A 23167-nucleotide genomic window follows, 5' to 3' on the forward strand; every position below is an offset into this window, starting at 1 on the left:
CATGAGGCCGATCGAACGCGACGCGCTTTAGCGATTATTCCGGCCATTCGCCGCAGTTCATGCGACAGCGAGCTCCGGTCTCAAGCCCGTTCGAATGTGCCGACGAGCTCGGCCTCTCCCACGACGTGCGGCGCGGCCTGTTTCAGCACGTCTTCGACGGCAGCCTTCTCGCCGAGACGCAGCGTCTCGACGTCGAGCGCAAGAAGCCGGAAATGGTAATGGTGGAGCCCATGCCCAGGCGGCGGCTGGGGACCGTCATAATGAGGATTGCCGAAATCATTGACGCCGTGTCCGAGGCTCTCGGTCTTGGCGCCGGCGGTCGTGCCTTCGGGAAGAAAGTTGCGCTGTGCGTCGATGTCGTAGACCGCCCAATGACGGAACATGCCTGAAGGGGCGTCGGGGTCCTCTACGGCCAGGACGAAGCTTTTGGTTCCTTGCGGCGCGTCCGTCCACTCCAATGGCGGCGAGACGTTGCCGCCATCGCGGGAATAGCGCGGCGGTATTTTTTCGCCATCGGCAAAGGCAGAGCTTTTGAGCGTGAAAGCCATGTCTCCATCTCCCTGTCTGAGATTCCCTCATAAACAGCTACGAGCCGCCGATGTTCCGGTCGCCGCCCCGGTCAAACCACGGTCAAACCGGATTGCCGGCCGTTGGCCGGAACATTCGCCGAGGAAGCGGGTTTTTCGGTTCGGACGCATCGCCGCGGAATGGCGGCAAGAGGCTCGGCAATGGACGAAGGGCGCGACATGACCGGGCTAAGCGGTATGCAATCAAGCGGGGCAAAAGGTGTTGTGGTCGCATTCTCCGTGCCGGGCGGCGAGACAATCTATACCCACGAGCGGGAAACCGTCGCTGCCGTTGCGCGTACGATTGCGGCGTTGAAGGGCTTTGCCTTCCGCCAGGGCCTGCGTGGCGGCGGCGGTGACAGTGGCCGACTGTATTTCGTGCCGGACGACAGCCTGCTTGCCGTCGATGCGCTCCAACTGGGCATAAACGGGCCGGACGACCTCTTCGGCGGTGTGGTGCCCTGGCGCCTCGCAACCACCAAGGCCATAACCCACGAGCTGGTGGACGGGTCGGCGGCACGGCCAAAAGAATGGCCAGCCGGCTTCGGCAGAGCCGTCGGCGCGGCCGTACTGCCCGGCTATACCGCATTTTCACGCGATGACGCGCTGCGCGCAGCGGAACGTCTGCTGCAGCTCGGGCTGGTCCGGTTCAAGCCACCGCGCGCTTCGCGGGGCCGCGACCAGCACACCGCCGCGACCGTCGCCGATATCGAAAGGCTGCTGGATCGATATCCATCCTCCGACCTGAGGGAATACGGCCTTGTTCTCGAAACGGAGCTTCGCGACATCGTCACGCTGAGCATTGGCAGAACGGCGATCGACGGAACATCGGTCGCCTATTACGGCGTGCAGCGGATGACGGCCGACAATGCCGGACAGCCCGTTTACGGCGGATCCGATCTGGTCGTCGTGCGCGGCGGATGGGAGGCGCTCGACAGGCTGCAGCTTTCTCCGGCGCTAAGTTTGGCTGTGGCGCAGGCGAGGACCTACGACGCGGCGATGGATGGCTATCCCGGATTTTTCGCCTCACGGCGCAACTACGACATCGGCCAAGGTGTCGATTCCTCGGGCATCTGGCGATCGGGAGTGCTGGAAGCCAGTTGGCGGATCGGCGGCAGCAGCACGGCCGAGCTTGCGGCAATGGAGGCCATGACGCGTGACCCCGACGTGCAGATTGTGCATGTCTCCGCCGTCAAGCAGTTCGGCAACACCGCGCAGCTGCCGCTGAATGCAGTAATCCACTTCGACGGAGAGGACCCTGAGGAGGGCCAAATCAGGCGTTACACCGTCGTCACCCAGGCGATCCGAGGGCCGATCGGGGAAGCCGGCCGATCGTCATTTTAGGTCGAAGTGAAACACGCCTTTGGCAGGGAACATCCGCGAATGGCCCGAGTTTGTTTCAGGCAGCCAGCCAGTCAGAAACCGGAGGAAAAAATGATCGAGATGATTTCCGCTCCCCAGAACGTCGCCGCCTTTCGTGTCACCGGCACTGTGACGGCGGACGACTACGACAGAGTCATCCCGGCAATCGAAGCGAAACTGAGCGACCATAAGGACATCGGCGTCCTGACCGATCTTACTGATTTCGAGGACATGACGGCTGGCGCCTTGCGGCGCGACCTGCAGTATGGGCTGAGCAAACTTGGCGAGCTCCACCGCTTCAAACGTGCCGCCGTGATTTCCGACAAGCAATGGATCAAGGCAGCTACGGAAATGACAGACGCGCTGTTTCCGCAAATCGAGGCGCGGGTGTTCCCGGAGGACGAAAAAGCCCAGGCCCTGAAATGGGTGGCAGGCGTACAATAGCGGTGTTGGGGAGTGCCATGCCGTTCGACAAACGACAGGATTCAGAAGGCCTCTGGGAGGTCTATGACAGCGAGAGCGGCGAAGCCGTCGTGGTCGGCGGGTTGCCGCTTTCCGGTCTCGACGAAAGCGAAGCCGATGAAGCGATCGAAAAGCTCAATCGGGGCGATCTGACGTCGGACAACATCCCCGAGACGGTTCGGTCAGGGTGGCCTCCGACCAAGGACGGTTTGTGATGACAGCCTGACGGACGTCACCGAGGACCGGTCGCGGATCTACGACGAGGCCTTGACCCCGAGCTTGCGGGCTTTGTCCTCAAAGTCGTCGCGAATATCCTCGATCGTCGGCAGATGCAGGCGCCGCAGTTGGGCGTGCAACTTTTTGGCGGCATCTGAGCTCAGGTCGCGCTTGAAATTGGTCGCGACCTCCTCGGCCGAGCCGTAATGGCGATAGCGCTCGATCTCGGTCTTCGTGGCTTGCTGGACGTGCTCGAGCGTCTTGCGCTCGGCATCGGATTTTCCGTCCGGTTTGGCCCGCATGACCGGATTGAAGGCTTTGCTGATAACGAATTCGACGAGTTCCTGCTGGGCGTGAGCCATGATTGTTCTCCCTCGAAGCTGTCCGAGCCTAGAACGGTTCATCGGGGGAAACGCTGAACCGATCTCTCTTGTTTTGACGCAATTCCGAACGGAAAACCGTTTCACACTTTTCCCGGAATTGCTCTAACCGCGGCGGCAATTGAAGGTTCCGTGGCTTCGGATTTCGTTATCGCTACAGGTCCAAGGCGGTTCCTCGAAGGTCACAGCCGCGCCTTGGTGGTGCGCGGCGTTGCCAGGAGCAGGCTTGTTTCGCTGCCGGTAATTCCGGGGATCAGGCGGATACGTCTCAGCACCGCGTCGAACTCGCTCAGGGTCTGGGTTCCGAGTTCTATCACCAGGTCCCACCGGCCATTGGTGGTGTGGATGGTCGAGACCTCGGAGAAGCCGCCCAGCGCCCGAATGACGCGATCGGCGGCGTGGCCTTCGATCTCGATCATCATGATGCCACGCACGCGCTGATCGACCGCGTCGGCGCGCAGAATGACGGTGTAGCCGACGATGACGCCGTCTCTTTCAAGCCGCTCGATCCGGGACCTTACCGTTGCCCGGGAGACACCCAGGCTAACGGCAAGGTCGGAAATGCTGCGCCGGGCGTCGTGCCGCAAAGAGGTGATGATCTGCTCGTCGAGGCGGTCCATGATTGCTCACAACGGAAGTAGATGCTGCCGCTATGGTAAGGCACTTCGACAAATTTGCCAATTTGACATGTTCATTCTGCCAGCGATGCCGGCTTCAATAAAGGCATCGTAATTGGCGGGGTATGACAAATGCATTGCACGATCGTTGGGGCGCCGATCCAGGCCGGCTCAGGCCGCATGGGCTGCGAGATGGGGCCGAGTGCGCTGCGCACGGCCGGCCTGGCCGGCGCACTGACCGAGCTCGGCCATACGTTGACCGACCTCGGAACGATCGTCCCTGCCGACATGCGTCCTGTCGTACACGGCAACGCGGCGGTGAAGGCGCTGCCGGAAATTGCGGCCTGGACGGCGGCAATCAGCGAAACGGCCTATGCCGCGAGCGCCGATGCGATGCCGATCTTTCTCGGCGGCGACCACAGCATTTCGGCCGGCACGCTCGCCGGCATTGCCCGCCGGGCGGCGAATGCCGGCCGGCCGCTCTTCGTGCTGTGGCTCGATGCGCACCCCGATTTTCATACGCTCGACACGACGACCAGCGGCAATTTGCATGGTGTGCCGCTCGCCTATGCCAGCGGGCAGCCCGGCTTCGAGGGCTATTTCCCCCGCCTTGCAGCGCAGGTGGAGCCGGCTCGCATATGCGCGCTGGGGATCCGCAGCGTGGACCTGGCGGAAAGGGATGCATTGCGCAGAGCCGGCGTGACGGTCCACGACATGCGTTCGATCGACGAGCACGGCATCGCGCAACTGCTTCGCGCCTTTCTCGAACGGGTGAGCGCCGCCAACGGCATGCTCCATGTCAGTCTCGACGTCGATTTTCTCGACCCGTCGATCGCCCCGGCGGTGGGCACCACCGTTCCCGGCGGCGCCACCTTCCGCGAGGCGCATCTGGCGATGGAAATGCTGCATGACAGCGGCCTCGTCAGCAGTCTCGACCTGGTCGAGCTCAACCCTTTTCTTGACGAGCGCGGCCGCACCGCCACGCTTTTGGTCGACCTGACCGCAAGCCTGATGGGCCGGCGGATCATGGATCGCCCGACGAGGGGGTTCTAAGCCATGACCGTCAATTTGAACATCGTTCCATTCGTCAGCGTCGACCGCATGATGAAGCTGGTGCTTGCCATCGGCATCGAGCGTTTTCTGGTCGAACTCGCCGCCTATATCGAAGAGGATTTCAGGCGTTGGGAGCTGTTCGACAAGACGCCGCGCGTCGCCTCGCACAGCATTGACGGCGTCATCGAGCTGATGCCGACCAGCGACGGGCAGCTTTACGGCTTCAAATATGTCAACGGGCATCCGAAGAACACGCGTGACGGCCGTCAGACCGTGACCGCTTTCGGCGTGCTTGCCGATGTAGGCAACGGCTATCCGATGCTGCTTTCGGAAATGACCATCCTGACCGCCCTGCGAACGGCGGCCAGCTCGGCGGTTGCCGCGAAATACCTCGCTCCCAAGGCCGCCCGGTGCATGGCGATCATCGGCAATGGCGCGCAATCGGAATTCCAGGCGATTGCGTTCAAGGCGCTGCTTGGCGTCGACAGGCTGCGCCTCTACGATATCGACCCGGCGGCCTCGACCAAATGCATGAAGAACCTTGCCGGCATGGGTTTCGACATCAAGCTCTGCGCGTCGGCGCAGGAGGCCGTCGAAGGTGCAGAGATCATCACCACGGTGACCGCCGACAAGCGGTCGGCAACAATCCTGACCGACAACATGGTCGGGTCCGGCGTGCACATCAACGCGGTCGGCGGCGACTGCCCGGGCAAGACCGAGCTGCATCGCGACATTCTGCTGCGCTCGAATATTTTCGTCGAGTATCCGCCGCAGACGCGCATCGAAGGCGAGAGCCAGCAGCTCGATGCGGACCATCCGATCACCGAATTGTGGCAGGTGATGACAGGAAAGGCAGCAGGCCGGACGGACGCCGGACAGATCACGCTGTTTGATTCCGTCGGCTTTGCGATCGAGGATTTTTCCGCGCTGCGCTACGTCCGCGATCAGCTTCAGCGGACCGGCCTTTACGAGGAACTAGACCTTCTGGCCGATCCCGATGAACCGCGTGACCTGTTCGGCATGCTGCTGCGCGCCGAAAAAGTGGCCGGGCTGGCGGTTGCCGGCAGCTGAGCTGCGATCCTGTCGGTCAGTCCTTCTTTTCCTGGTACAGGCGCTCGGTGGCGCGGTCGCTTTCCCTGCGCTCCGCCGGGCTGCGACGACGCTGGGTGAGCAGGGCGTAGGCGATCAGGATTGCCAGCAGCAGTGGACCGCCTGCAACAACGAGCAACCACAAACTAGTCTCAAACATCGAACCGTCTCCTTTCCTTCACAACCGGGAAGGACCAGAACCGTTCCTCCGTCTTATCGGAGGTCGCCCGCACGGCGTGGCGCGATTCAGGATTTAATGCTTCGAGCGGGGCGTTCCACGCCTTGTCTGCACTCAGGATGCCCTTATCTAGAGTCTTATCATTCGGTCACAGGCACTCTCTGCAAAGTGAAGGGAACCACAAGGGCTTTCCGACATTTGGTTGTTCAAGAGACAAACGTGCAGCCACACCGGCTCCGGGGCTAGGAATACCATGCGTGAGAATCAATCCGACGTCTTCGATCTGTTTTCCGAGGTTTACAAGAATGCGGCGCAGGAGGAGATAAGCCTCCAGCAATATCTGCTTGCCTGCCGCGAGGACAAGTCGATGTACGCCTCGGCGCCCGAGCGGATGGTCGAGGCGATTGGCGAGCCGACCTTTGTCGATACCAGCAAGGACGAGCGGCTTGGCCGTATTTTTTCGAACCGGACGATCAAGATCTATCCGACCTTCGCCGACTTTTACGGTATGGAGGATACGATCGAGCGTATCGCCGGTTATTTCCGCTATGCCTCGCAAGGGCTCGAGGAACGCAAGCAGATACTCTATCTCCTCGGCCCGGTCGGCGGCGGCAAGTCCTCGCTTGCGGAGCAGCTGAAAAGGCTGATGGAGCAGCGTCCGATCTATACGCTGAAGGTCGGCGGCCAGGTCAGCCCAGTGTTCGAATCGCCGCTCGGGCTGTTCGACCCCGATCGCATGGGCGACCTTTTGGAGGACAAATACGGCATCGCCCGGCGGCGACTGAACGGCCTGATCTCGCCCTGGGCGGCCAAGCGCCTCGACGAATTGTCCGGCGACATCTCCAAATTCAGCGTCGTCAAGCTGATGCCGTCCAGGCTTCGCCAGATCGGCATCGCCAAGACCGAGCCGGGCGATGAGAACAACCAGGACGTTTCGGCCCTGGTCGGCAAGGTCGACATCAGGCAGCTGGAAAACTTCAGCCAGTCCGATCCGGATGCCTATTCCTATAGCGGCGGGCTGAACCGGACCACGCAAGGACTGCTCGAATTCGTCGAGATGTTCAAGGCGCCGATCAAGGTGCTGCATCCGCTGCTGACCGCGACCCAGGAAGGCAGCTACAACGGCACCGAGAATTTCGGCGCTTTCCCCTATCAGGGCATCATCGTTGCCCATTCCAACGAATCGGAATGGCTGCAGTTCAAGAACAACAAGAACAACGAGGCGTTCCTCGACCGTATCCTGGTGGTCAAGGTGCCGTATTGCCTGCGGGTCACCGAAGAGCGGCAGATCTACGAGAAGCTGTTGCGCGAAAGCGAATTGGCTAACAGCCCCTGCGCTCCGGAAGTGCTCGATATCCTCAGCCGGTTCACCGTTTCGACCCGCCTGGCCGAACACGACAATTCGCCGCTCTACACCAAGATGCGCGTCTATGACGGCGAGAACCTCAAGGAAACCGATCCCAAGGCGAAGTCGGTCCAGGAGTACCGAAACGCGGCCGGTGTCGATGAAGGCATGACCGGCGTCAGCACCCGCTTCGCCTTCAAGATCCTGTCGCAGACCTTCAACTACGACACCGAAGAGGTGGCCGCCGATCCGGTGCATCTGATGTACATCCTGGAAGAGGCGATCAAGCGCGAGCAGTTCCCGAAGGAAACAGAGGCGGACTATCTCGATTTCATAAAGTCCGAGCTGGCGACCCGTTATGCCGAGTTCATCGGCCACGAGATCCAGAAGGCTTATCTGGAATCCTATAGCGAATACGGCCAGAACCTGTTCGACCGCTACATCGCCTATGCCGATGCCTGGATCGAGGATCAGGACTACAAGGATACCGATACCGGCCAGATCCTCAATCGCGAGGTTCTGGACAACGAACTGTCGCAGGTCGAAAAGCCGGCCGGCATCGCCAATCCCAAGGACTTCCGCAACGAAGTGGTGAAGTTCACGCTGCGCGCGCGGGCCAGAAACCACGGCCGCAACCCATCATGGACAAGCTACGAAAAGCTGCGCGAAGTCATCGAGAAGCGGATGTTCGGGCAGGTCGAAGATCTGCTGCCGGTGATCAGCTTCGGCTCCAAGCAGGACAGCGTGACGGAGAAGCGGCATACCGAATTCGTGCAGCGGATGATCCAGCGCGGCTACACCGAGCGCCAGGTCCGCCGGCTGGTGGACTGGTACATGCGGGTGAACAAGGCGGGTTGAAGCCAGCCCGGGGTAACATATGCCGATCTTCATCGATCGCCGACTGAACCCGAAGGACAAAAGCCTCGGCAACCGGCAGCGTTTCCTGCGGCGGGCGCGCGAAGAGTTGAAGCGCACCATCCGCGATCAGATCCGCACCGGCAAGATCGCCGACGTGGACGCCGAGCATGCCGTTTCGATGCCGGCGCGAGGCACCGGCGAGCCGAGCTTCAAGGATGCCCGGAACAGCGGCAGCCGCCAGCACGTCCTGCCCGGCAACAAGCATTTTGCCCCAGGCGACCGGCTGCCTAAACCCGGCCAGGGCGGCGGCATGGGATCCGCCCCGGGGAGAACCGAATCGGAGGACGATTTCCGTTTCGTGCTGTCGCGCGAGGAGGTGCTCGACCTCTTTTTCGAAGACCTCGAACTGCCTGATATGGTCAAGCTCAACCTCAAGGAGATCCTCGCCTTCAAGCCGCGCCGGGCCGGCTTCGCCGCGACCGGCTCGCCGACCAACATCAATGTCGGACGCACGATGCGCAACAGCCATGGCCGCCGCATAGCGCTCAGGCGCCCCAAGCAGGAGGCGGTCGACGCTGTCGCGCAGGAGATCGCGACGCTGGAGGCGAAGCCGCAAAACGCCGAGATGCGGCAGCGCATCGTGGCGCTTCAGGAAGAGCTTGAGCGGCTGGAGCGCCGCCGCAAGCGGATCGCCTTTGTCGATCCGGTCGATATCCGCTTCAACCGCTTCGACGCCCAGCCGGTGCCGAACGCCAATGCGGTGATGTTCTGCCTGATGGACGTGTCCGGTTCGATGGGCGAACGCGAGAAAGATCTGGCCAAGCGCTTTTTCGTGCTGCTGCACCTGTTCCTGAAACGGCGCTATGACCGCACCGAGGTGGTCTTCATTCGCCACACGCACGAGGCGCAGGAGGTGGACGAGGAAACCTTCTTCTACAACACTCAGAGCGGCGGCACGGTGGTTTCCACGGCGCTCGAGGAGATGCACCGCATCGTCGAGCAACGCTATCCCAGCCGCGAATGGAACATCTATGTCGCCCAGGCCTCGGACGGCGACAATTTCGTCACCGATTCGGAGCGCTGCATCACCCTTCTCGACGAACAGATCATGCGGCTTTGCCAGTATTTCGCCTATGTCGAGATCCTCGACGAGCGTGAGAGCCACATCTTCGGCGCCACCGACAACGGCACGTCGCTGTGGCGTGCCTACAGTGCGGTCAAGCTGAGATGGTCGAACTTCCAGATGAGCCGCATCGCCACGGCGGCCGACATCTACCCGGTTTTCCGCCAGCTCTTCGCCAGACAGCCGGGTTATCAAAAGAGCGCTGAAAGAGGGGGCTGATGGCGAGCAAATCCGGGTTGCTGTTTTCCGGTTCCGACTGGGATTTCAGGACGCTGTCGCGTGCCTACGAGACCATCGAGGCGGTCGCCACGGAAGAGCTCCACCTCGACGTCTATCCGGTGCAGATGGAGATCATCTCCTCAGAACAGATGCTCGACGCCTATTCCTCTGTCGGCATGCCGCTGATGTACCGGCACTGGTCGTTCGGCAAGCACTACCTCTACCAGGAATTGCTCTATCGCAAAGGCGGACGGGGGCTGGCCTATGAACTCGTCATCAATTCCAATCCCTGCATCGTCTATCTGATGGAGGAAAACACCATGGCTCTGCAGGCCCTGGTGACGGCGCACGCGGCACTCGGCCATAACCATTTCTTCAAGAACAATTATCTGTTCCAGCAGTGGACGGATGCCAGCGCCATCCTCAGCTATCTCGACTTCGCCAAGGGCTACATTGCCCGCTGCGAGGAGCGGCATGGCGTCGATGCGGTGGAAGAGATCCTCGATGCCGCACATGCGCTGATGGAACAGGGCGTGTTCAGATATCACCGGCCGCCGAAACTGTCGTCGGAAAAGCAGCGCGAGGGCGTTCGCGAGCGCCTGGAATACGAGGAGCGTTCCTACAATGACCTATGGCGCACGCTGCCGCCTTCGAAGGACGGCACCAAGCCCCGCGAGACGGATACAATGGCGGAGCGCAAGAAATCGCTCAAGCTGCCCGAGGAAAACCTGCTTTATTTCCTTGAGAAGAACAGCCTGATCCTGGAACCCTGGCAGCGTGAGGTCATCCGGATCGTCCGCGTCATCGCGCAGTATTTCTATCCGCAGCGCCAAACGCAGGTGATGAACGAGGGCTGCGCCACCTTCGTGCATTACACGCTGATGAACCTTTTGTTCGACCGCGGCCTGATCGGCGAAGGCGCCATGCTGGAAGTGCTGCGCAACCATTCGAACGTGATCTTCCAGCCGGGCTTCGACGATCCGCGCTTTTCCGGCATCAACCCTTACGCGCTGGGCCTCGACATGATGCAGGACATCCAGCGCATCTCGACCGCGCCGACCGCCGAGGACCGCGACTGGTTTCCCGATATCGCCGGCAATGGCGACTGGCGCCAGACCCTGCTGGACGCCTGGGCCAACCATCGCGACGAGTCCTTCATCCGCCAGTATCTGAGCCCTACCCTGATCCGGAAATGGCGGTTCTTTGTGCTTGCCGATGCGGCCAACGATCCGCACTACGAAGTCGCCTCGATACACAATGAGCGCGGCTACGAGAGCATCCGCGCCGCACTCGCCCACAGCTACGACATCGGCGCCAGCCGGCCGGACATCCAGGTGGTGGACGTGGACCTGCTCGGCGATCGGCATCTGCGCCTGCAGCATAAGGTCAAGGACGGCATAGTGCTGGAAGGCGGCAGCCGCGACGCCACGCTGCGCCATATCCGCAAGCTCTGGGGCTACGAGGTCAGCATGGCCGCGGTCGACGCGCAGACCGGCGCCACAGTCCACGAACGGTCGACCAGCCAGATCGGGGAATGACCGAACCGGACTTGCCGGCGAAGTCGGGTGTCGTTGCCTTTTCCGGATCACCAACGACCCTATCTACGCGCGCACCTTGACATGGTCGGGAGCAGGAGCATGCGCGCATTGATGATCGCCACCCTTCTTCTGGTCGCCGTCTCGATGGCGCTCTCGCTCGCGCACGCACTGGAATTGCCCGGCAAGTTGCGCCTCAAGGAGGCCACCTACAAATCAGTGCAGGCGATCTATTATCCCGGCTTCACGATCGGCGGCTTCGCCGAAATCGGCGGCATCATTGCCCTCGCCATCCTGCTCTACCTGACGCCTTATCCAAGCGCTCGATTCTGGTGGACCCTGGCGGCGCTTGCCTTCCTGCTGGCGGAACATGCGACCTATTGGTTGATCACGCATCCCGTCAATAATTTCTGGGTGCAAGACGTTGCCATGCCGCAATCAGCCGCGACGTTTTTTTCAATGTTCTCTCGAAAGCAGACCGGCGACTGGAGAGACTTGCGCAACGTCTGGGAGGCTTCGCATGTCGCCAGGGCAGGCCTGGCGATGCTGAGCCTCGTCTCAATTGCTATCGCCGCGACATTTTTTGCCGAATAGCGCCGAGGAGATCAAGACGGCGCCCTCGTCCGCCAATTTGCGGCTACGAACGCTGCATCCGTCAGATCAGAGAACGGACCCGGCGGCCGTATTGTCTTAACGTCAAGCGATCCTGCCATTTCAGCGGTCGGCGCGATGCTTGTTGTGGGCGCTTTCCTGGTGCTCGCCGCGGATGATGTTGCGGTCGTCGGGATCGGCAATGTCCTTCGGGTCCGATCTGAGCTCGGCACCGCGCCGGAACGCCTCGCGCTCTTGCCTGGTCTTTTTCAAATCCGCTTCCGCGTCGAAATCCTTGCCGGCGTTTTTCGTGTTCTCGCGCTCTTCGATAATGCGCAATTGCTGCTCATGAGTCTTTTTTCCGGCCATCGGTGACCTCCTTCTTTTGATTTTCCGCTTTGCCAGGGTCCAAATTCGCTACAGCCCGAAAGGATAGGTCTCGGGAAGGCCTGTCCCAACATGTTCCGGCCCAAGCGGCGTCACGGCACTGGTTTCATCGAACCAGACGAAAGCATCGAACTGGCGGGCGAGCGAGGCGTCCGCATAATGGCTGTGGAGCTCGGTTTCGGGCCGGTAGATGACGCCGATAAAGCGTTCCAGCCGGCGCTCCAGAAGCCGTTCGCGCAGCGTGTCGTCGCGCTCGAAATCGAGCAGGAAAGGCGAGACGCCGCTGTCGTGGCAAAGCCGCTCATAGCTGTCGTTGTGGGAAGGCCGAACCGGTTTCACTTCCATGTCGCCGTCCCAGTCGGTGGCGGCGGCCACCGTCCCGGAATGCGTACTGAGCCCGATCAAGGCAACCTCGTCGCCAAAACGCTGGCGGCAGAGCTGGCCGATGTTCAGTTCGTCCCTGACGATCCCCATCTCGGTGTAGCGGGCATCGCCGATATGGGAATTATGTGCCCACACCACCGCCTTGGCGTTCGGGCCGCGGGCCTGCAGCAGGTGCTCCAGCGTTTCGAACATATGGGTGTCGCGCAGGTTCCAGGATTGCGCGCCGCCATAATACATAGTGCGGTAATAACGCTCGGCGGAGGCGACCAGGCGGGCATTCTGGCTCGCGTCGAGGAAATCGATGCCGTCCTGCTGCGCGTAGTCGAGCTCTCTGGAAAGCAGTTCCCGGCATTGCTCGAGCACGGCCTTCTCGCATTTCTGGTAACCGGAGGTGAGTGCGACACGGCCATAGGTGGCCGGGTCGTTCTGCCACGGCGTCAGGCAGCCATAGCGTTCGCGCGCGATCCTTGCGGCCTGTGGGTCGACCCGATCGAGATATTGCAGGACCGCCGCTATCGATCCACCCATATTGTAGATGTCGAGGCCATAGAACCCGGCCCGCCGGGAGGATAGCCTGATCCGCTCATTATGCTGTCGCATCCAGTCGACGAACACGGCGACATCGGTGTTGCGCCACATCCAGGTGGGAAAGCGCTGGAACGGCGGATCGGCGCCGGGCCGCGGCGGCCGATGGCGGACGTAGCGGTCGATCGCCGCGGCATCGGGCCAGTCGGCCTCGACCGCGACGATGGTAAAGCCATGCTTCTCGATCAGCGTGCGAGTGATCGCCGCGCGCGCGCGATAGAACTCAGATGTGCCGTGGCTGGCTTCGCCGAGCAAGACGACGCGGCGGTCGGCAAACCGGTCGAACAGCGCACCGAAGGCCGGATCGTCGAAATCCGGAAGCGGTTCGGCGGCGGCCGCTATCATCTGCGGCAGGCTGCTCCTGCGCTGATGCCGGTGCGGAAGATCGGCCGCTATTTGGCTGTCGCTGCCTGGCTCGCCCCAGCCTTGCTCGCCGATCAGCGGAACAAACCGCACGCCGCCGAAATCCTCCTCGGTGTAAGTTGCGGCGCCGGTGCGGGTGACCTTGAGCAGGCGCTGCGAGTCGAATTCATCGCCGACCGGGATGACAAGCCGGCCGGCGACGTCGAGCTGTTCCTGCAGGGCGAGCGGCGCGCCGGGGCCAGCGGCCGCAACCAGGATCGCATCGAAGGGTGCCGCCTCGGGCCAGCCCTTGGTGCCGTCGCCGGTGCGGACTTCGATATTGTCGTAGCCAAGCTTTTTGAACCGCTGCCTTGCCGTTTCAGCCAACGCGGCGTGGCGCTCGATCGTGTAGACGCGTTCGACGATCCGGCTCATTACGGCAGCCGCATAGCCCGAGCCGGTGCCGACCTCTAGGACGTGGTCGCCGGCTCCGATCTCCGCCATTTCGATCATGAATGCAACGATATAGGGCTGCGATATCGTCTGACCTTCGGCGATCGGCAGCGGCCCGTCCTCATAGGCGAATTCTTCGAAACCAGGCTCGACGAAAGCCTCGCGCGGGACCTCGCGCATCGCCTGAAGGACATTGCGGTCGCGAATGCCACGGCGGCTCAAGTGGATGTCGACCATTTGGTTGCGGGCATGGGAGAGATCGAGCATCTTTTTGCTCCTCCTATGGGCCTCCGCTACAATCGCCCAAGCTGCTCAACGCCACCTCGGCCGGCTCGTATCTCAGGGCCTCGGCAGTCCCTTTGGATTCAAGCAATGCGGTGCATCTCCCTAACCGTTAGCAAGCCCCGAGGTTCCCCAAAAGACCGACCCGCTTTTGTGTGGCGAGGCGGGTTGCAGGATCGGCAAGCGGGCGCTGGCCACGCCGCCCAAACTTATTTCGAGGCAAATCCTTTCTCCGACGCGACGCCACCCCAGATAACGACGGACGAGGGTATTCCGGAGGCATTTCCATGAACGACGAGGCTCGCACCACTGCGCAAACAACCGGCCTTGACCAGGTCGATCTGATGGACCGCTACTGGCGCGCCGCGAACTACATTTCGGTTGGCCAGATCTATCTGCTCGACAATCCGCTCTTGCGTGAGCCCTTGCGGCCCGAGCACATCAAGCCACGGCTGCTCGGCCATTGGGGCACGACGCCCGGCCTCAATTTCATCTATGTGCATTTAAACCGGATTATCCGTGAACGTGGTCTCGATGTCCTGTTCATCTGCGGGCCGGGTCACGGCGGCCCGGCAATGGTCGCGAACACCTGGCTCGAGGGCACCTACAGCGAAATCTATCCCGAGGTCGGCGGGGACGAAGACGGCCTGCGCAAGCTGTTCCGGCAGTTCTCGTTTCCCGGCGGAGTGCCGAGCCACGCGGCTCCGGAGACGCCCGGCTCGATCCACGAAGGCGGAGAGCTCGGCTATGCGCTGGTCCATGCCTTCGGCGCCGCCTTCGACAATCCGAACCTTGTGGTTGCCTGCGTCGTCGGCGACGGCGAAGCCGAGACCGGCCCGCTCGCCGCGGCCTGGCATTCCAACAAGTTCCTGAACCCGGCATCCGACGGTGCCGTCCTGCCGATCCTGCATCTCAACGGCTACAAGATCGCCAACCCGACGATCCTCGGCCGCATGGAAGACGAGGCGTTGCGCAGCCTGTTCCTCGGCTATGGCTACGAGACCTTCTTTGTCGAAGGTCATGAACCTGCCACGATGCACCGCGAGATGGCCCGCACGCTCGATACCGTGCTCGACCGGATCCACTCCATCCAGGAGCCTGCAAGAGCCGCGGGCTGGAAGGGAGAGCGGCCGCTGTGGCCGATGATCGTGCTGCGCAGCCCAAAGGGCTGGACTGGGCCGAAAGAGGTCGACGGCAAGAAGGTGGAGGATTTCTGGCGTTCGCATCAAGTGCCGGTGTCGAATGCACGCGGCGATGCGGCGCACCGCCAGATCCTGGAAGACTGGATGCGCAGTTACGAGCCGGAAAAACTGTTCGATAAAGGCGGCCATCTCCTGCCGGAGCTCGCGGCGCTGGCGCCCACAGGGTCAAGACGCATGGGTGCAATACCCTACGCCAATGGCGGCCTGCTGAAACAAGACCTGGTGCTCCCCGACTGGAAAGGCCTGGCGCTCGACGTACAGCGTCCGGGCGGTGCTGTCGGAGAGGCGACGCGGACCGTCGGAAGCTATCTTCGCGATGTGATCCGCTTGAACGCCGATGCCAGGAATTTCCGACTGATGGGGCCGGACGAGACGTCCTCCAACCGCCTCGACGATGTGTTCGAGGTCACGGATCGGATCTGGATGGAGCGGATCGAGCCTTACGACGTCCATCTTTCCCGCGACGGCCGCGTCATGGAAGTGCTCAGCGAGCACCTTTGCCAAGGCTGGCTGGAGGGCTATCTGCTGACCGGCCGCCACGGCCTGTTCTCGTGCTACGAGGCGTTCGTCCACATCGTCGATTCCATGGTCAACCAGCACGCCAAATGGCTGAAGACCTCCGGCGAACTTGCCTGGCGCAAGCCGATCGCCTCGCTCAACTACCTGCTGACCTCGCATGTCTGGCGACAGGATCAACGGCTTCAGCCATCAGGACCCGGGCTTTGCCGATTTCGTCGCCAACAAGAAAGCCGACACGGTAAGGCTCTATTTCCCGCCCGACGCCAACACGCTGCTGTGGATCACCGACCATTGCCTGAAAACCTACAACCGCATCAACGTCATCGTCGCCGGCAAGCAGCCGGCGCCGCAATGGCTGTCCGCCGAAGGCGCGGAAGCACACTGCCAGGCCGGCGCCGGCATCTGGGAATGGGCCGGGACGGTTGCCAAGGACGAAGATCCGGATGTGGTCCTGGCCTGCGCCGGCGACGTGCCGACGCTGGAGACGCTGGCTGCAGCCGATATCCTGCGCTCGGGCATTCCGGACCTGAATATCCGCGTCGTCAATGTCGTCGACCTGATGATTTTGCAGTCGAATTCCGAGCATCCGCATGGCTTTGCCGACGACAGGTTCGACGCGCTGTTCACCAGGGCCAAGCCGGTCATCTTCGCCTATCACGGCTATCCCTATCTCATTCACCGTCTGACCTACCGGCGCGCCAACCACGACAACATGCATGTGCACGGCTTTCGCGAGGAAGGCACGACGACGACGCCGTTCGATATGGTGGTGCTCAACCAGCTCGACCGCTATCATCTGGCGCTCGCCGCGATCGCGCGTGTGCCGGGGCTGGCCGAGCGGGCGAAGGATCTTGCCGCGGCGTTGCACGGGAAATTGGCTGAGCACACGGCCTATGTCCGCGAACATGGCGAGGACATGCCCGAGATCCAGAAATGGTCCTGGCCGCAGGACGGCGCGACGAGGGCCGGCGATTGATGCGACGATCGATCCTCGCGCTGAATGCCGGCTCTTCCAGCATCAAGTTCGGGCTTTACGATCTTGAAGCGTCCGCCGAGCTGGATCTTGCCTCGCGCGGTTCGCTGGATTTGGGCGATGCGCCAAGGCTGACCGCAAAAGCCGCCGATGGGGCGGTGCAGTGCGATCGGCCACTTGCAGCAGACGCATCGCCCGATTTAGGCATCGGCCAGATGCTGCAATGGATCGAGAACGAACTTGGCGGAAGGAAATTGATCGCCGCCGGCCATCGCATCGTCCATGGCGGACGCGAGTTCGTCGAACCTGTCCGCCTGACGCCGACAATTGTCGAGGCTCTCGACAGGCTGACCCCGCTTGCGCCACTGCACCAGCCGCGCAGCCTCGCGCCGATCCGGGCGCTTGCCGCGTTGCGGCCCGACCTGCCGCAGGTCGGATGCTTCGACACCGCCTTCCATCGGACCATCGAGCCTCTGGTCAGCCGTTTCGCGCTGCCGCGCCGCTATGAGGCAGACGGCATCCACCGCTACGGCTTTCACGGGCTTTCCTACGAATATGTCGCCGGCCGGCTCAAGCAGATATCGCCCGATCTGGCGGCGAAAAGAACCATCGTCGCCCATCTCGGCAATGGGGCGAGCCTGTGCGCCATGCGCGCCGGGCGCAGCGTCGATACGACGATGGGCTTTTCGGCGCTTGACGGCCTGGTCATGGGCACGCGCTGCGGCGCCATCGATCCGGGCGTGCTTTTGTACCTGCTGCTGGAAAGAGGCGTTTCGGGAGAGGCACTGCAGCACATGCTCTATGAGGAATCCGGGCTGCTCGGCGTGTCCGGTATTTCCGGCGACATGCGCTCGCTGGAAGCCAGCGACGACGGCCGGGCCCGCGAAGCGGTGGAGCTTTTCGCCTTCCGCGCCGCCAGGGAAGTTGCCGCCCTCGCCAACACGCTGGGCGGGCTGGAATGCCTGGTGTTCACCGCCGGCATCGGCGAGCACTCGGCCACGGCCCGTAAAGCGATTTGCGACAGGCTTGACTGGCTCGGCGTGGCGATCGACGAGGCCGCCAACAGCTCTCATGCCGCGCTGATGAGCCAGGCGGAGAGCAAGGTGGAAGTCCGCGTCGTGGCGACCGACGAAGAAGGTGTCATCGCCCGCCACACGCGCAAGGTGATGGAGGGGCCCGGCTGAGGCGGATGGCCTCGAATGGCGGCGCTTGCTCGACCGGCTACGTCGCGAGGGCGGCCGATCTGTTGAACACGATGGTCACCCGCGTTCCTTTGCCGGGGGCAGAATCCACCTCGAACCGGGCTTTGGCATTTTTCGGTCAGCGATTGAGCGATCAGTGCTCCGAGCTTGCCGGGTTTCGGCCAGGTCTCGCCTTCGCTCGGTTTTTTCGGCTCGGCGGACATTCCAAGCTTTCGATGTTTCGGGTGGGACCATGATCAATATCAGGTCGCTCGCCAACTGCGAAGGCCGCTCATTGCCACCACGCGGCCAGGCATGGCGGAGAGCCGAGATCGTGGTTGAGAAGCGGCTGAAGGCTCAGCTCGACTGGCTCTGCTCGACCAGATGGTATTTGTACCGGTCGCGAATATGCTCGTTGAAGAACCGGCCCTTTGACGAGGCTTTGCGGAATGCCGCGTGGACCTGCGGCGGCACGTCCTCGTAATCATAGCGGTTTCCGCTCGGGACGAACCATACGGAGAGGATCCTCGTCGCCGGTTGGTAATCGATGCTTCTGATCGCAGTTGAAGGCATCCTCGACAGGTCCAATGCTCGGCAGTGCTCCATTCCATATCGTCATGTGAATAACCCTGCACGGAGAGCGAGGTTCCTTGCTGCCGAAGCAGCCTTGCCGCTACGGGCCGGCTTCACCAAATACGGTTGATGCCATCGCCCAAGACATCGGCTGCAGCCCGCCAGGGCGATCTCTTTGCCGCCGCCGACGACCTGCCGGAAGGATTCCGCTACCGGCCCGAACTGATCACGCCGGACGAAGAAGCAGCGTTGGCGAGCCAGCTCGCAAGCCTGCCTTTTCAGGCCTTCGACTTTCACGGCCATCTGGCAAACCGGCGGGTGGTCGGTTTTGGGCTGCGTTATGATTACGACCGGCGCGAAGTCGTCGAGGCACCGCCGATACCCGGCTTTCTGCTGCCGCTCAGGGAAAAGGTTGCAGCCTTCGCCCGCCTGCCCGCCGAGACCTTCGTGCAGGTGCTGATCAACGAGTACCGGCCGGGCGCCGGTATTGGCTGGCACCGCGACAAGCCTCATTTCGAGGCCGTCGCCGGTGTTTCCCTGCTGGCCGCCTGCAGCTTTCGCCTGCGGCGGAAAAACGGCACGCGATGGGACCGCAAGACGGTCACCGTCGAGCCAAGATCGGCCTATCTGATGACGGGCGCCGCGCACAGCGAATGGGAGCACAGCATTCCGCCGGGGGCGGAGCATCGCTACTCGATCACGTTGCGCACGCTGCGGCCGCAACGCGCTTAAAGCAGAGCGGTGAGGAAGCCCGAGCACTGCCCTAAGAACTGGGCTGAAACAAATTCATCCGTCGCCATGCCGGCCGGCAAAGTCCGCCAGCATGGCGCGCTGGCCTTTCAGGATCTTGAGGTTGGCTTCAGGCAGGGAGAACCAGCCCGCTTTGTCGACTTCGGCAAATTCCTTCATCGAGCCGGACCTTGGCGGCCATTCCATGACAAAGGTGTTGCTGCTGATGGCGTCGCTGTCGAAATCCGCCTCGACGCACCATGCGATGACGAGCTTGCCGCCCGGCTGCCTGTAGCTGCCAAGGTGTTCGAAAACGCCATCGATGGCGACGCCTAGCTCCTCTTCGGCCTCGCGTTTTGCCGCCGCCAGCTCGTCCTCGTTCTCGTCGACCAAGCCCTTCGGGATCGACCATGCGCCGTCGTCCTTCGTCGCCCAGAATGGGCCGCCCGGATGCACCAGCAAGATCTGGAGATGTCCTTCCCTTCGGCGAAAGATGAGCAATCCTGCGCTGCGTTGGGCCATTCCGCTATTTCCCCTGACGAAAATGAAACGAACGTCCGGGCCGGCATGTGGAACAGCCTGCCATGGCGGAACGATTTCCGCGCGCAGCCGTTCCGTCCGTTCGACAAATGAGTGATCGACATGGCGACGCCGCGAGCTGCCTGGAAGGGCTTTATGAAAGTCGGATCGGTTTCCTGTGGCGTCAAGATCATCGGTGCCGTCAGCGAGGCCGAGAAAGTGCATTTCAGGATCCTGAACCGCAAGGACGGTCTCCCGGTCAAGAGCGCCTATCTAGACGAGGAGACCGGCGACACGGTCGCGGCGGCGGAGCAGGTAAAAGGCTATGAGGTCGAAAAGGGTGAGTTCATCCATATAGAGCCGGACGAAATCAAGAAACTGAAGATGGTATCGCAGCATACGCTCGAGATCGGCGAGTTCGTGCCTGCCGCCGAAATCGACGCACGCTACCTCGAAAAACCCTACTATCTCGTTCCGGCCGATGCGCCCTCCACGGAGGCTTTCGCGGTGATCCGGGACGCCATGGCCAGGAAAAAGGTAACAGCCCGCTCCTGCGTCGTGCTGTACCAGCGAGGCCGAGAGGTGCTGATCCAGCCGCTGGGCAAGGGCATGCTGATGACGGAATTACGCAACCACAATGAAGTGGTCGCGGCGGACGCGGTGTTCGAAGGGCTGAAGGCTCGCAAGGTCGATCCCGAGATGCTGGAAATCGCGCAATTGCTGATCGACAAGAAGCCCGCCAAATTCGACCCGTCGAAGTTCGACGATACTTATGAACAGGCGCTGGTTGCAATGATCGAGGCCAAGCGCAAGGGCAAGAAACCGCCCAAGCCGGCACCTGAGCCCAAGACGAACGTCATCAATCTCGCCGATGTTCTGCGCAAAAGCCTGGCGCAGGAAGGCGGCAAGGCTCCCAGCAAAAAGCCGAGAACGGCCCCGAAACGCAAATCAGCCTGAATGTCCGAAAGCGGATCGAACGGAACCGAAAACGCTCGCGCGCATTTAGATGACGTAGCAATCCGTCGGCAAGCCAAGCGGAGCGGGGGACTGGTGGACGTCGTTGAACTAAGGACTGGCGGGATCCCGCAAGTTTCCTCCGCCGATCTGATGCAGGCGTTGCCTGTGGCCGTCTACACCACCGACAAACAAGGCTACATTACCTTCTTCAACGAAGCCGCTGCCGATCTCTGGGGATATCGTCCGGTTATCGGCCAGGATCGCTGGTGCGGGTCATGGAAGCTTCGCCACCTCGACGGGCGACCGATGGCGCATGACGAGTGTCCAATGGCCGTTGCCTTGCTCGAGGAGCGGGACGTTCGTGGGGGCCGAGCCATCGCCGAGCGGCCGGACGGCCAACTCATCCCGTTCAGTGCGCATCCGGTCCTGCTTCGCAATGAAGCCGGCGAGGTTGTCGGTGCCATCAACACCCTGCTCGACCTGCGCATGCAGACGCTGGCCGACGACGCCGGCATAAGGCTCGCCGCCATCGTCGAATCCTCGATGGACGCCATCGTGTCCAAAGACCTGAACGGCATTATCACCAGCTGGAACGACGCGGCACAACGCCTGTTCGGCTATACGCCCGCCGAGGCGATCGGGCGCCCGGTGACGATCCTCATCCCGCCCGACCACCTGGATGAGGAAGCCATGATCATCAGCCGCATTCGCGCCGGCGAACGGATTCCTTCATACGAGACTATCCGGCAGCGCAAGGACGGCACCCTGGTTCCGGTTTCGCTCACCATCTCGCCGATACGCGACGGCATCGGGCGTATCATCGGCGCCTCCAAGATCGCGCGCGACATCAGCCCCCACAAGGAAAGCGAACGGCGCATCCGCACACTCATGCGCGAAGTCAACCATCGCGTTAAAAACCAGTATTCGGTGATCGTCTCGATGATCCGCGAGACCAGCAAGCTGGCCGGTACGCCAGAGGCCTTCCTTTCACGGGTCCGGGAACGCATCATGGCGCTTTCGGAATCGCACGACCTCCTGGTCGATGCGGAATGGCGTGGCGCGACCATCGGCGAATTGATCCATGCCCAGACCAAGGCCTTCGCGACACAGGCCCGGCTGTCGATGAGCGGGCCGATGATCATGCTGCAGCCGAACGCCGTGCAATATCTCGGCATTGCCTTTCACGAGTTGGCCACCAATTCGGTAAAGCACGGAGCGCTGTCGCACCATGACGGACGGGTCGAGGTCGAATGGACCGTGACCCCAGCCGCCGATGGCAGCGATGGCTTCCGCCTTGTCTGGCGGGAGCTGGACGGACCATTGGTCGATGAAAACACGCGACGCGGTTTCGGAACGGTTGTGCTCAAACGCGTCACGCCGCAGGCGCTCAGCGGCACCGGCCGCCTGGAATTCGCCAGGCACGGCATCAGCTGGACGCTGGAAGCGCCGCTGCGCTTCGTTCAGATGTCGATGGCTGGCATCGCGGCTGATTGAAGGCCGCTGCCTCGGCCGCGGCTTGGCGGCCGTGTGTTAGCGCAATCCCTGTGGTAGCAATCAGGAGGAGCAGCGATGAGTTGGCTGGGCACCTGGCGGAATCAGTACGGGTCGGTGGTCGAACTGACCAGCGAAGAGGGCGGACGGATCAGCGGAACCTTCCGGACGGCGCTGGAGGACAGCGCCTTTTTCGGGATGACGGTGCCGCTGTTCGGAGCCTGCCGTGGAGACGTCATCGGCTTCACTTGCGCGGCCGAAGGGCGGGTCGGAGCCGCAGCGGTGAGCTATACCGGCATTCTCAGGGATGGGAAGCTGGAGATGCTGTGGCACACCGTTGCGGAAGCCGCTTTGTCGGCGGAAAAGGAAGGTGCCCCGGCCCGAGCCAGGAAACTGCCCGCCTGGCGCGCCTTTGGAACCAGCCTCGACAGTTTTGAACGCGTCTCCTGACGTGTCGGGCCCGCCGCCGCGGCATTCAGCTCGCAAGTGAGGCAGCAGGGTTCCCGCGGTGCATCGGAACTCGCGCTGACGATGGCGCGTTAGCCAGGACATGCGCTGTTCGTTACGGGGTCGACCCAATGAGCGTGCTTTATCGCGCAGCGAAAATCGCCGAACAGGCCCATGCCGGACAGTCTGACAAGACAGGGCGGCCCTATATCGAACATTGCCGTCGGGTTGTCGATGCCGTCGAAACGCTCGACCAGAAAGCCATCGCCTATCTTCACGACGTCGTCGAAAAAGGCGACGGCTGGAACCGCGACCGGCTTGAGGCGGCCGGGTTTGGACCGTCCATCGTATCGGCCGTCGATGCCATGACGCGGCGGCCGAATGAGGGCGATGCCGCGTTCGTTCGCAGGGCTGCGGCCAACCCGCTGGCATTGCCGGTCAAGCGCGCGGATCTCGCCGACAATCTATGGCAGGCACGGCAGATCGGTGCCTCGACAGCGAAATACGAAGACGGCCTGCGCATTCTCAGGGAAGAGTTCGCGAGCTGAC

Annotated in this window: 23 protein-coding genes and 2 pseudogenes; 16 read left to right on the forward strand and 9 right to left on the reverse strand. The window is 62.2% G+C overall.

All coding sequences use genetic code 11. From position 1 onward, the window contains the following. Positions 1–80 precede the first annotated feature (80 nt). Positions 81–548: a YbhB/YbcL family Raf kinase inhibitor-like protein gene (locus tag NKJ20_RS14505; protein ID WP_352744844.1), complete on the reverse strand. Its 468-nt coding sequence runs from the start codon at positions 546–548 to the stop codon at positions 81–83. Between the two features lie 180 nt (positions 549–728). On the opposite strand from NKJ20_RS14505, the gene NKJ20_RS14510 reads away from it, so the two are divergent. The 3 genes from NKJ20_RS14510 to NKJ20_RS14520 all read left to right on the forward strand — a co-directional run bounded on the left by NKJ20_RS14510 (position 729) and on the right by NKJ20_RS14520 (position 2605). Then, positions 729–1910, forward strand: coding sequence for a DUF3182 family protein (locus tag NKJ20_RS14510; RefSeq protein WP_352744846.1), 1182 nt, complete (start codon positions 729–731; stop codon positions 1908–1910). A 90-nt stretch (positions 1911–2000) separates the two neighbouring features. Next, positions 2001–2372, forward strand: coding sequence for a SpoIIAA family protein (locus NKJ20_RS14515; protein WP_023677052.1), 372 nt, complete (start codon positions 2001–2003; stop codon positions 2370–2372). 17 nt (positions 2373–2389) lie between these two features. Further along, the gene (locus NKJ20_RS14520) at positions 2390–2605 is read left to right on the forward strand and encodes a hypothetical protein (RefSeq protein WP_352449539.1); all 216 of its coding nucleotides are present in this window, start codon (positions 2390–2392) and stop codon (positions 2603–2605) included. 39 nt (positions 2606–2644) lie between these two features. On the opposite strand, the gene NKJ20_RS14525 is transcribed toward NKJ20_RS14520, so the two are convergent. Together NKJ20_RS14525 and NKJ20_RS14530 are read right to left on the reverse strand one after the other, a co-directional pair. After that, positions 2645–2968 (reverse strand): hypothetical protein, encoded by a 324-nt coding sequence (locus NKJ20_RS14525; protein WP_352449540.1) that lies wholly within the window; start codon positions 2966–2968, stop codon positions 2645–2647. Between the two features lie 200 nt (positions 2969–3168). Continuing rightward, positions 3169–3606, reverse strand: a complete 438-nt coding sequence (locus tag NKJ20_RS14530; protein ID WP_352449541.1) for an Lrp/AsnC family transcriptional regulator — start codon at positions 3604–3606, stop codon at positions 3169–3171. Positions 3607–3735: 129 nt separating this feature from the next. On the opposite strand from NKJ20_RS14530, the gene rocF reads away from it, so the two are divergent. Together rocF and ocd are read left to right on the forward strand one after the other, a co-directional pair. Next, positions 3736–4656 (forward strand): arginase, encoded by a 921-nt coding sequence (gene rocF, locus NKJ20_RS14535; RefSeq protein WP_352449542.1) that lies wholly within the window; start codon positions 3736–3738, stop codon positions 4654–4656. Positions 4657–4659: 3 nt separating this feature from the next. Next, complete coding sequence (ocd, locus tag NKJ20_RS14540; RefSeq protein ID WP_352571844.1) at positions 4660–5727, forward strand: ornithine cyclodeaminase; 1068 nt, start codon at positions 4660–4662, stop codon at positions 5725–5727. Positions 5728–5743: 16 nt separating this feature from the next. Here ocd and NKJ20_RS14545 read toward each other — a convergent pair whose 3' ends face one another. Further along, positions 5744–5905, reverse strand: a complete 162-nt coding sequence (locus NKJ20_RS14545; protein ID WP_352449544.1) for a hypothetical protein — start codon at positions 5903–5905, stop codon at positions 5744–5746. 271 nt (positions 5906–6176) lie between these two features. Between NKJ20_RS14545 and NKJ20_RS14550 the strand changes: the two genes are divergently transcribed. From NKJ20_RS14550 to NKJ20_RS14565, 4 genes are all read left to right on the forward strand, one after another. Further along, positions 6177–8126: a PrkA family serine protein kinase gene (locus tag NKJ20_RS14550; RefSeq protein WP_352449545.1), complete on the forward strand. Its 1950-nt coding sequence runs from the start codon at positions 6177–6179 to the stop codon at positions 8124–8126. Positions 8127–8145: 19 nt separating this feature from the next. Beyond that, positions 8146–9468: a YeaH/YhbH family protein gene (locus NKJ20_RS14555; RefSeq protein ID WP_352449546.1), complete on the forward strand. Its 1323-nt coding sequence runs from the start codon at positions 8146–8148 to the stop codon at positions 9466–9468. Continuing rightward, entirely contained in the window at positions 9468–11006 is a 1539-nt protein-coding gene (locus tag NKJ20_RS14560; RefSeq protein ID WP_352701946.1) for a SpoVR family protein, read from the forward strand. Before NKJ20_RS14555 ends, NKJ20_RS14560 begins: the two co-directional genes overlap by 1 nt. Positions 11007–11105: 99 nt before the next feature. Then, complete coding sequence (locus NKJ20_RS14565) at positions 11106–11597, forward strand: DUF1772 domain-containing protein (RefSeq protein WP_352449548.1); 492 nt, start codon at positions 11106–11108, stop codon at positions 11595–11597. 120 nt (positions 11598–11717) lie between these two features. On the opposite strand, the gene NKJ20_RS14570 is transcribed toward NKJ20_RS14565, so the two are convergent. After that, positions 11718–11963, reverse strand: coding sequence for a hypothetical protein (locus NKJ20_RS14570; protein ID WP_023720508.1), 246 nt, complete (start codon positions 11961–11963; stop codon positions 11718–11720). A 48-nt stretch (positions 11964–12011) separates the two neighbouring features. Then, positions 12012–14012: a protein-L-isoaspartate(D-aspartate) O-methyltransferase gene (locus NKJ20_RS14575; RefSeq protein ID WP_352449549.1), complete on the reverse strand. Its 2001-nt coding sequence runs from the start codon at positions 14010–14012 to the stop codon at positions 12012–12014. A gap of 302 nt (positions 14013–14314) precedes the next feature. Between NKJ20_RS14575 and NKJ20_RS14580 the strand changes: the two are divergent. Further along, a pseudogene (locus NKJ20_RS14580) lies at positions 14315–16724 on the forward strand (phosphoketolase family protein). Beyond that, complete coding sequence (locus tag NKJ20_RS14585; RefSeq protein ID WP_352449551.1) at positions 16724–17905, forward strand: acetate/propionate family kinase; 1182 nt, start codon at positions 16724–16726, stop codon at positions 17903–17905. The pseudogene NKJ20_RS14580 and the gene NKJ20_RS14585 overlap by 1 nt, the downstream one beginning before the upstream one ends. A gap of 37 nt (positions 17906–17942) precedes the next feature. On the opposite strand, the pseudogene NKJ20_RS14590 reads toward NKJ20_RS14585, so the two are convergent. Together NKJ20_RS14590 and NKJ20_RS14595 are read right to left on the reverse strand one after the other, a co-directional pair. Beyond that, positions 17943–18099, reverse strand: a pseudogene (locus NKJ20_RS14590) (histidine kinase); the annotation flags it as partial. Between the two features lie 160 nt (positions 18100–18259). Then, positions 18260–18475 (reverse strand): KTSC domain-containing protein, encoded by a 216-nt coding sequence (locus NKJ20_RS14595; RefSeq protein WP_352449552.1) that lies wholly within the window; start codon positions 18473–18475, stop codon positions 18260–18262. 129 nt (positions 18476–18604) lie between these two features. On the opposite strand from NKJ20_RS14595, the gene NKJ20_RS14600 reads away from it, so the two are divergent. Then, complete coding sequence (locus NKJ20_RS14600; protein ID WP_352744850.1) at positions 18605–19207, forward strand: alpha-ketoglutarate-dependent dioxygenase AlkB; 603 nt, start codon at positions 18605–18607, stop codon at positions 19205–19207. A 54-nt stretch (positions 19208–19261) separates the two neighbouring features. Here NKJ20_RS14600 and NKJ20_RS14605 read toward each other — a convergent pair whose 3' ends face one another. Next, positions 19262–19726 (reverse strand): NUDIX hydrolase, encoded by a 465-nt coding sequence (locus NKJ20_RS14605; protein WP_352449554.1) that lies wholly within the window; start codon positions 19724–19726, stop codon positions 19262–19264. 120 nt (positions 19727–19846) lie between these two features. Between NKJ20_RS14605 and ku the strand changes: the two genes are divergently transcribed. The 4 genes from ku (at position 19847) to NKJ20_RS14625 (ending at position 23166) form a co-directional block, all read left to right on the forward strand. Next, a complete protein-coding gene (gene ku / locus NKJ20_RS14610) occupies positions 19847–20680 on the forward strand; it encodes a non-homologous end joining protein Ku (RefSeq protein ID WP_352744852.1) in 834 nt (277 codons plus the stop codon). A 93-nt stretch (positions 20681–20773) separates the two neighbouring features. Continuing rightward, positions 20774–22174, forward strand: a complete 1401-nt coding sequence (locus NKJ20_RS14615; protein ID WP_352744855.1) for a PAS domain-containing HWE histidine kinase family protein — start codon at positions 20774–20776, stop codon at positions 22172–22174. A 75-nt stretch (positions 22175–22249) separates the two neighbouring features. Beyond that, positions 22250–22621, forward strand: a complete 372-nt coding sequence (locus tag NKJ20_RS14620; protein ID WP_352457824.1) for an avidin/streptavidin family protein — start codon at positions 22250–22252, stop codon at positions 22619–22621. Between the two features lie 128 nt (positions 22622–22749). Further along, entirely contained in the window at positions 22750–23166 is a 417-nt protein-coding gene (locus NKJ20_RS14625; RefSeq protein ID WP_352457823.1) for an HD domain-containing protein, read from the forward strand. The last annotated feature ends 1 nt before the right edge of the window (position 23167 follow it).

The organism is Mesorhizobium sp. M0185 (assembly GCF_040322175.1).
Classification (GTDB): domain Bacteria; phylum Pseudomonadota; class Alphaproteobacteria; order Rhizobiales; family Rhizobiaceae; genus Mesorhizobium.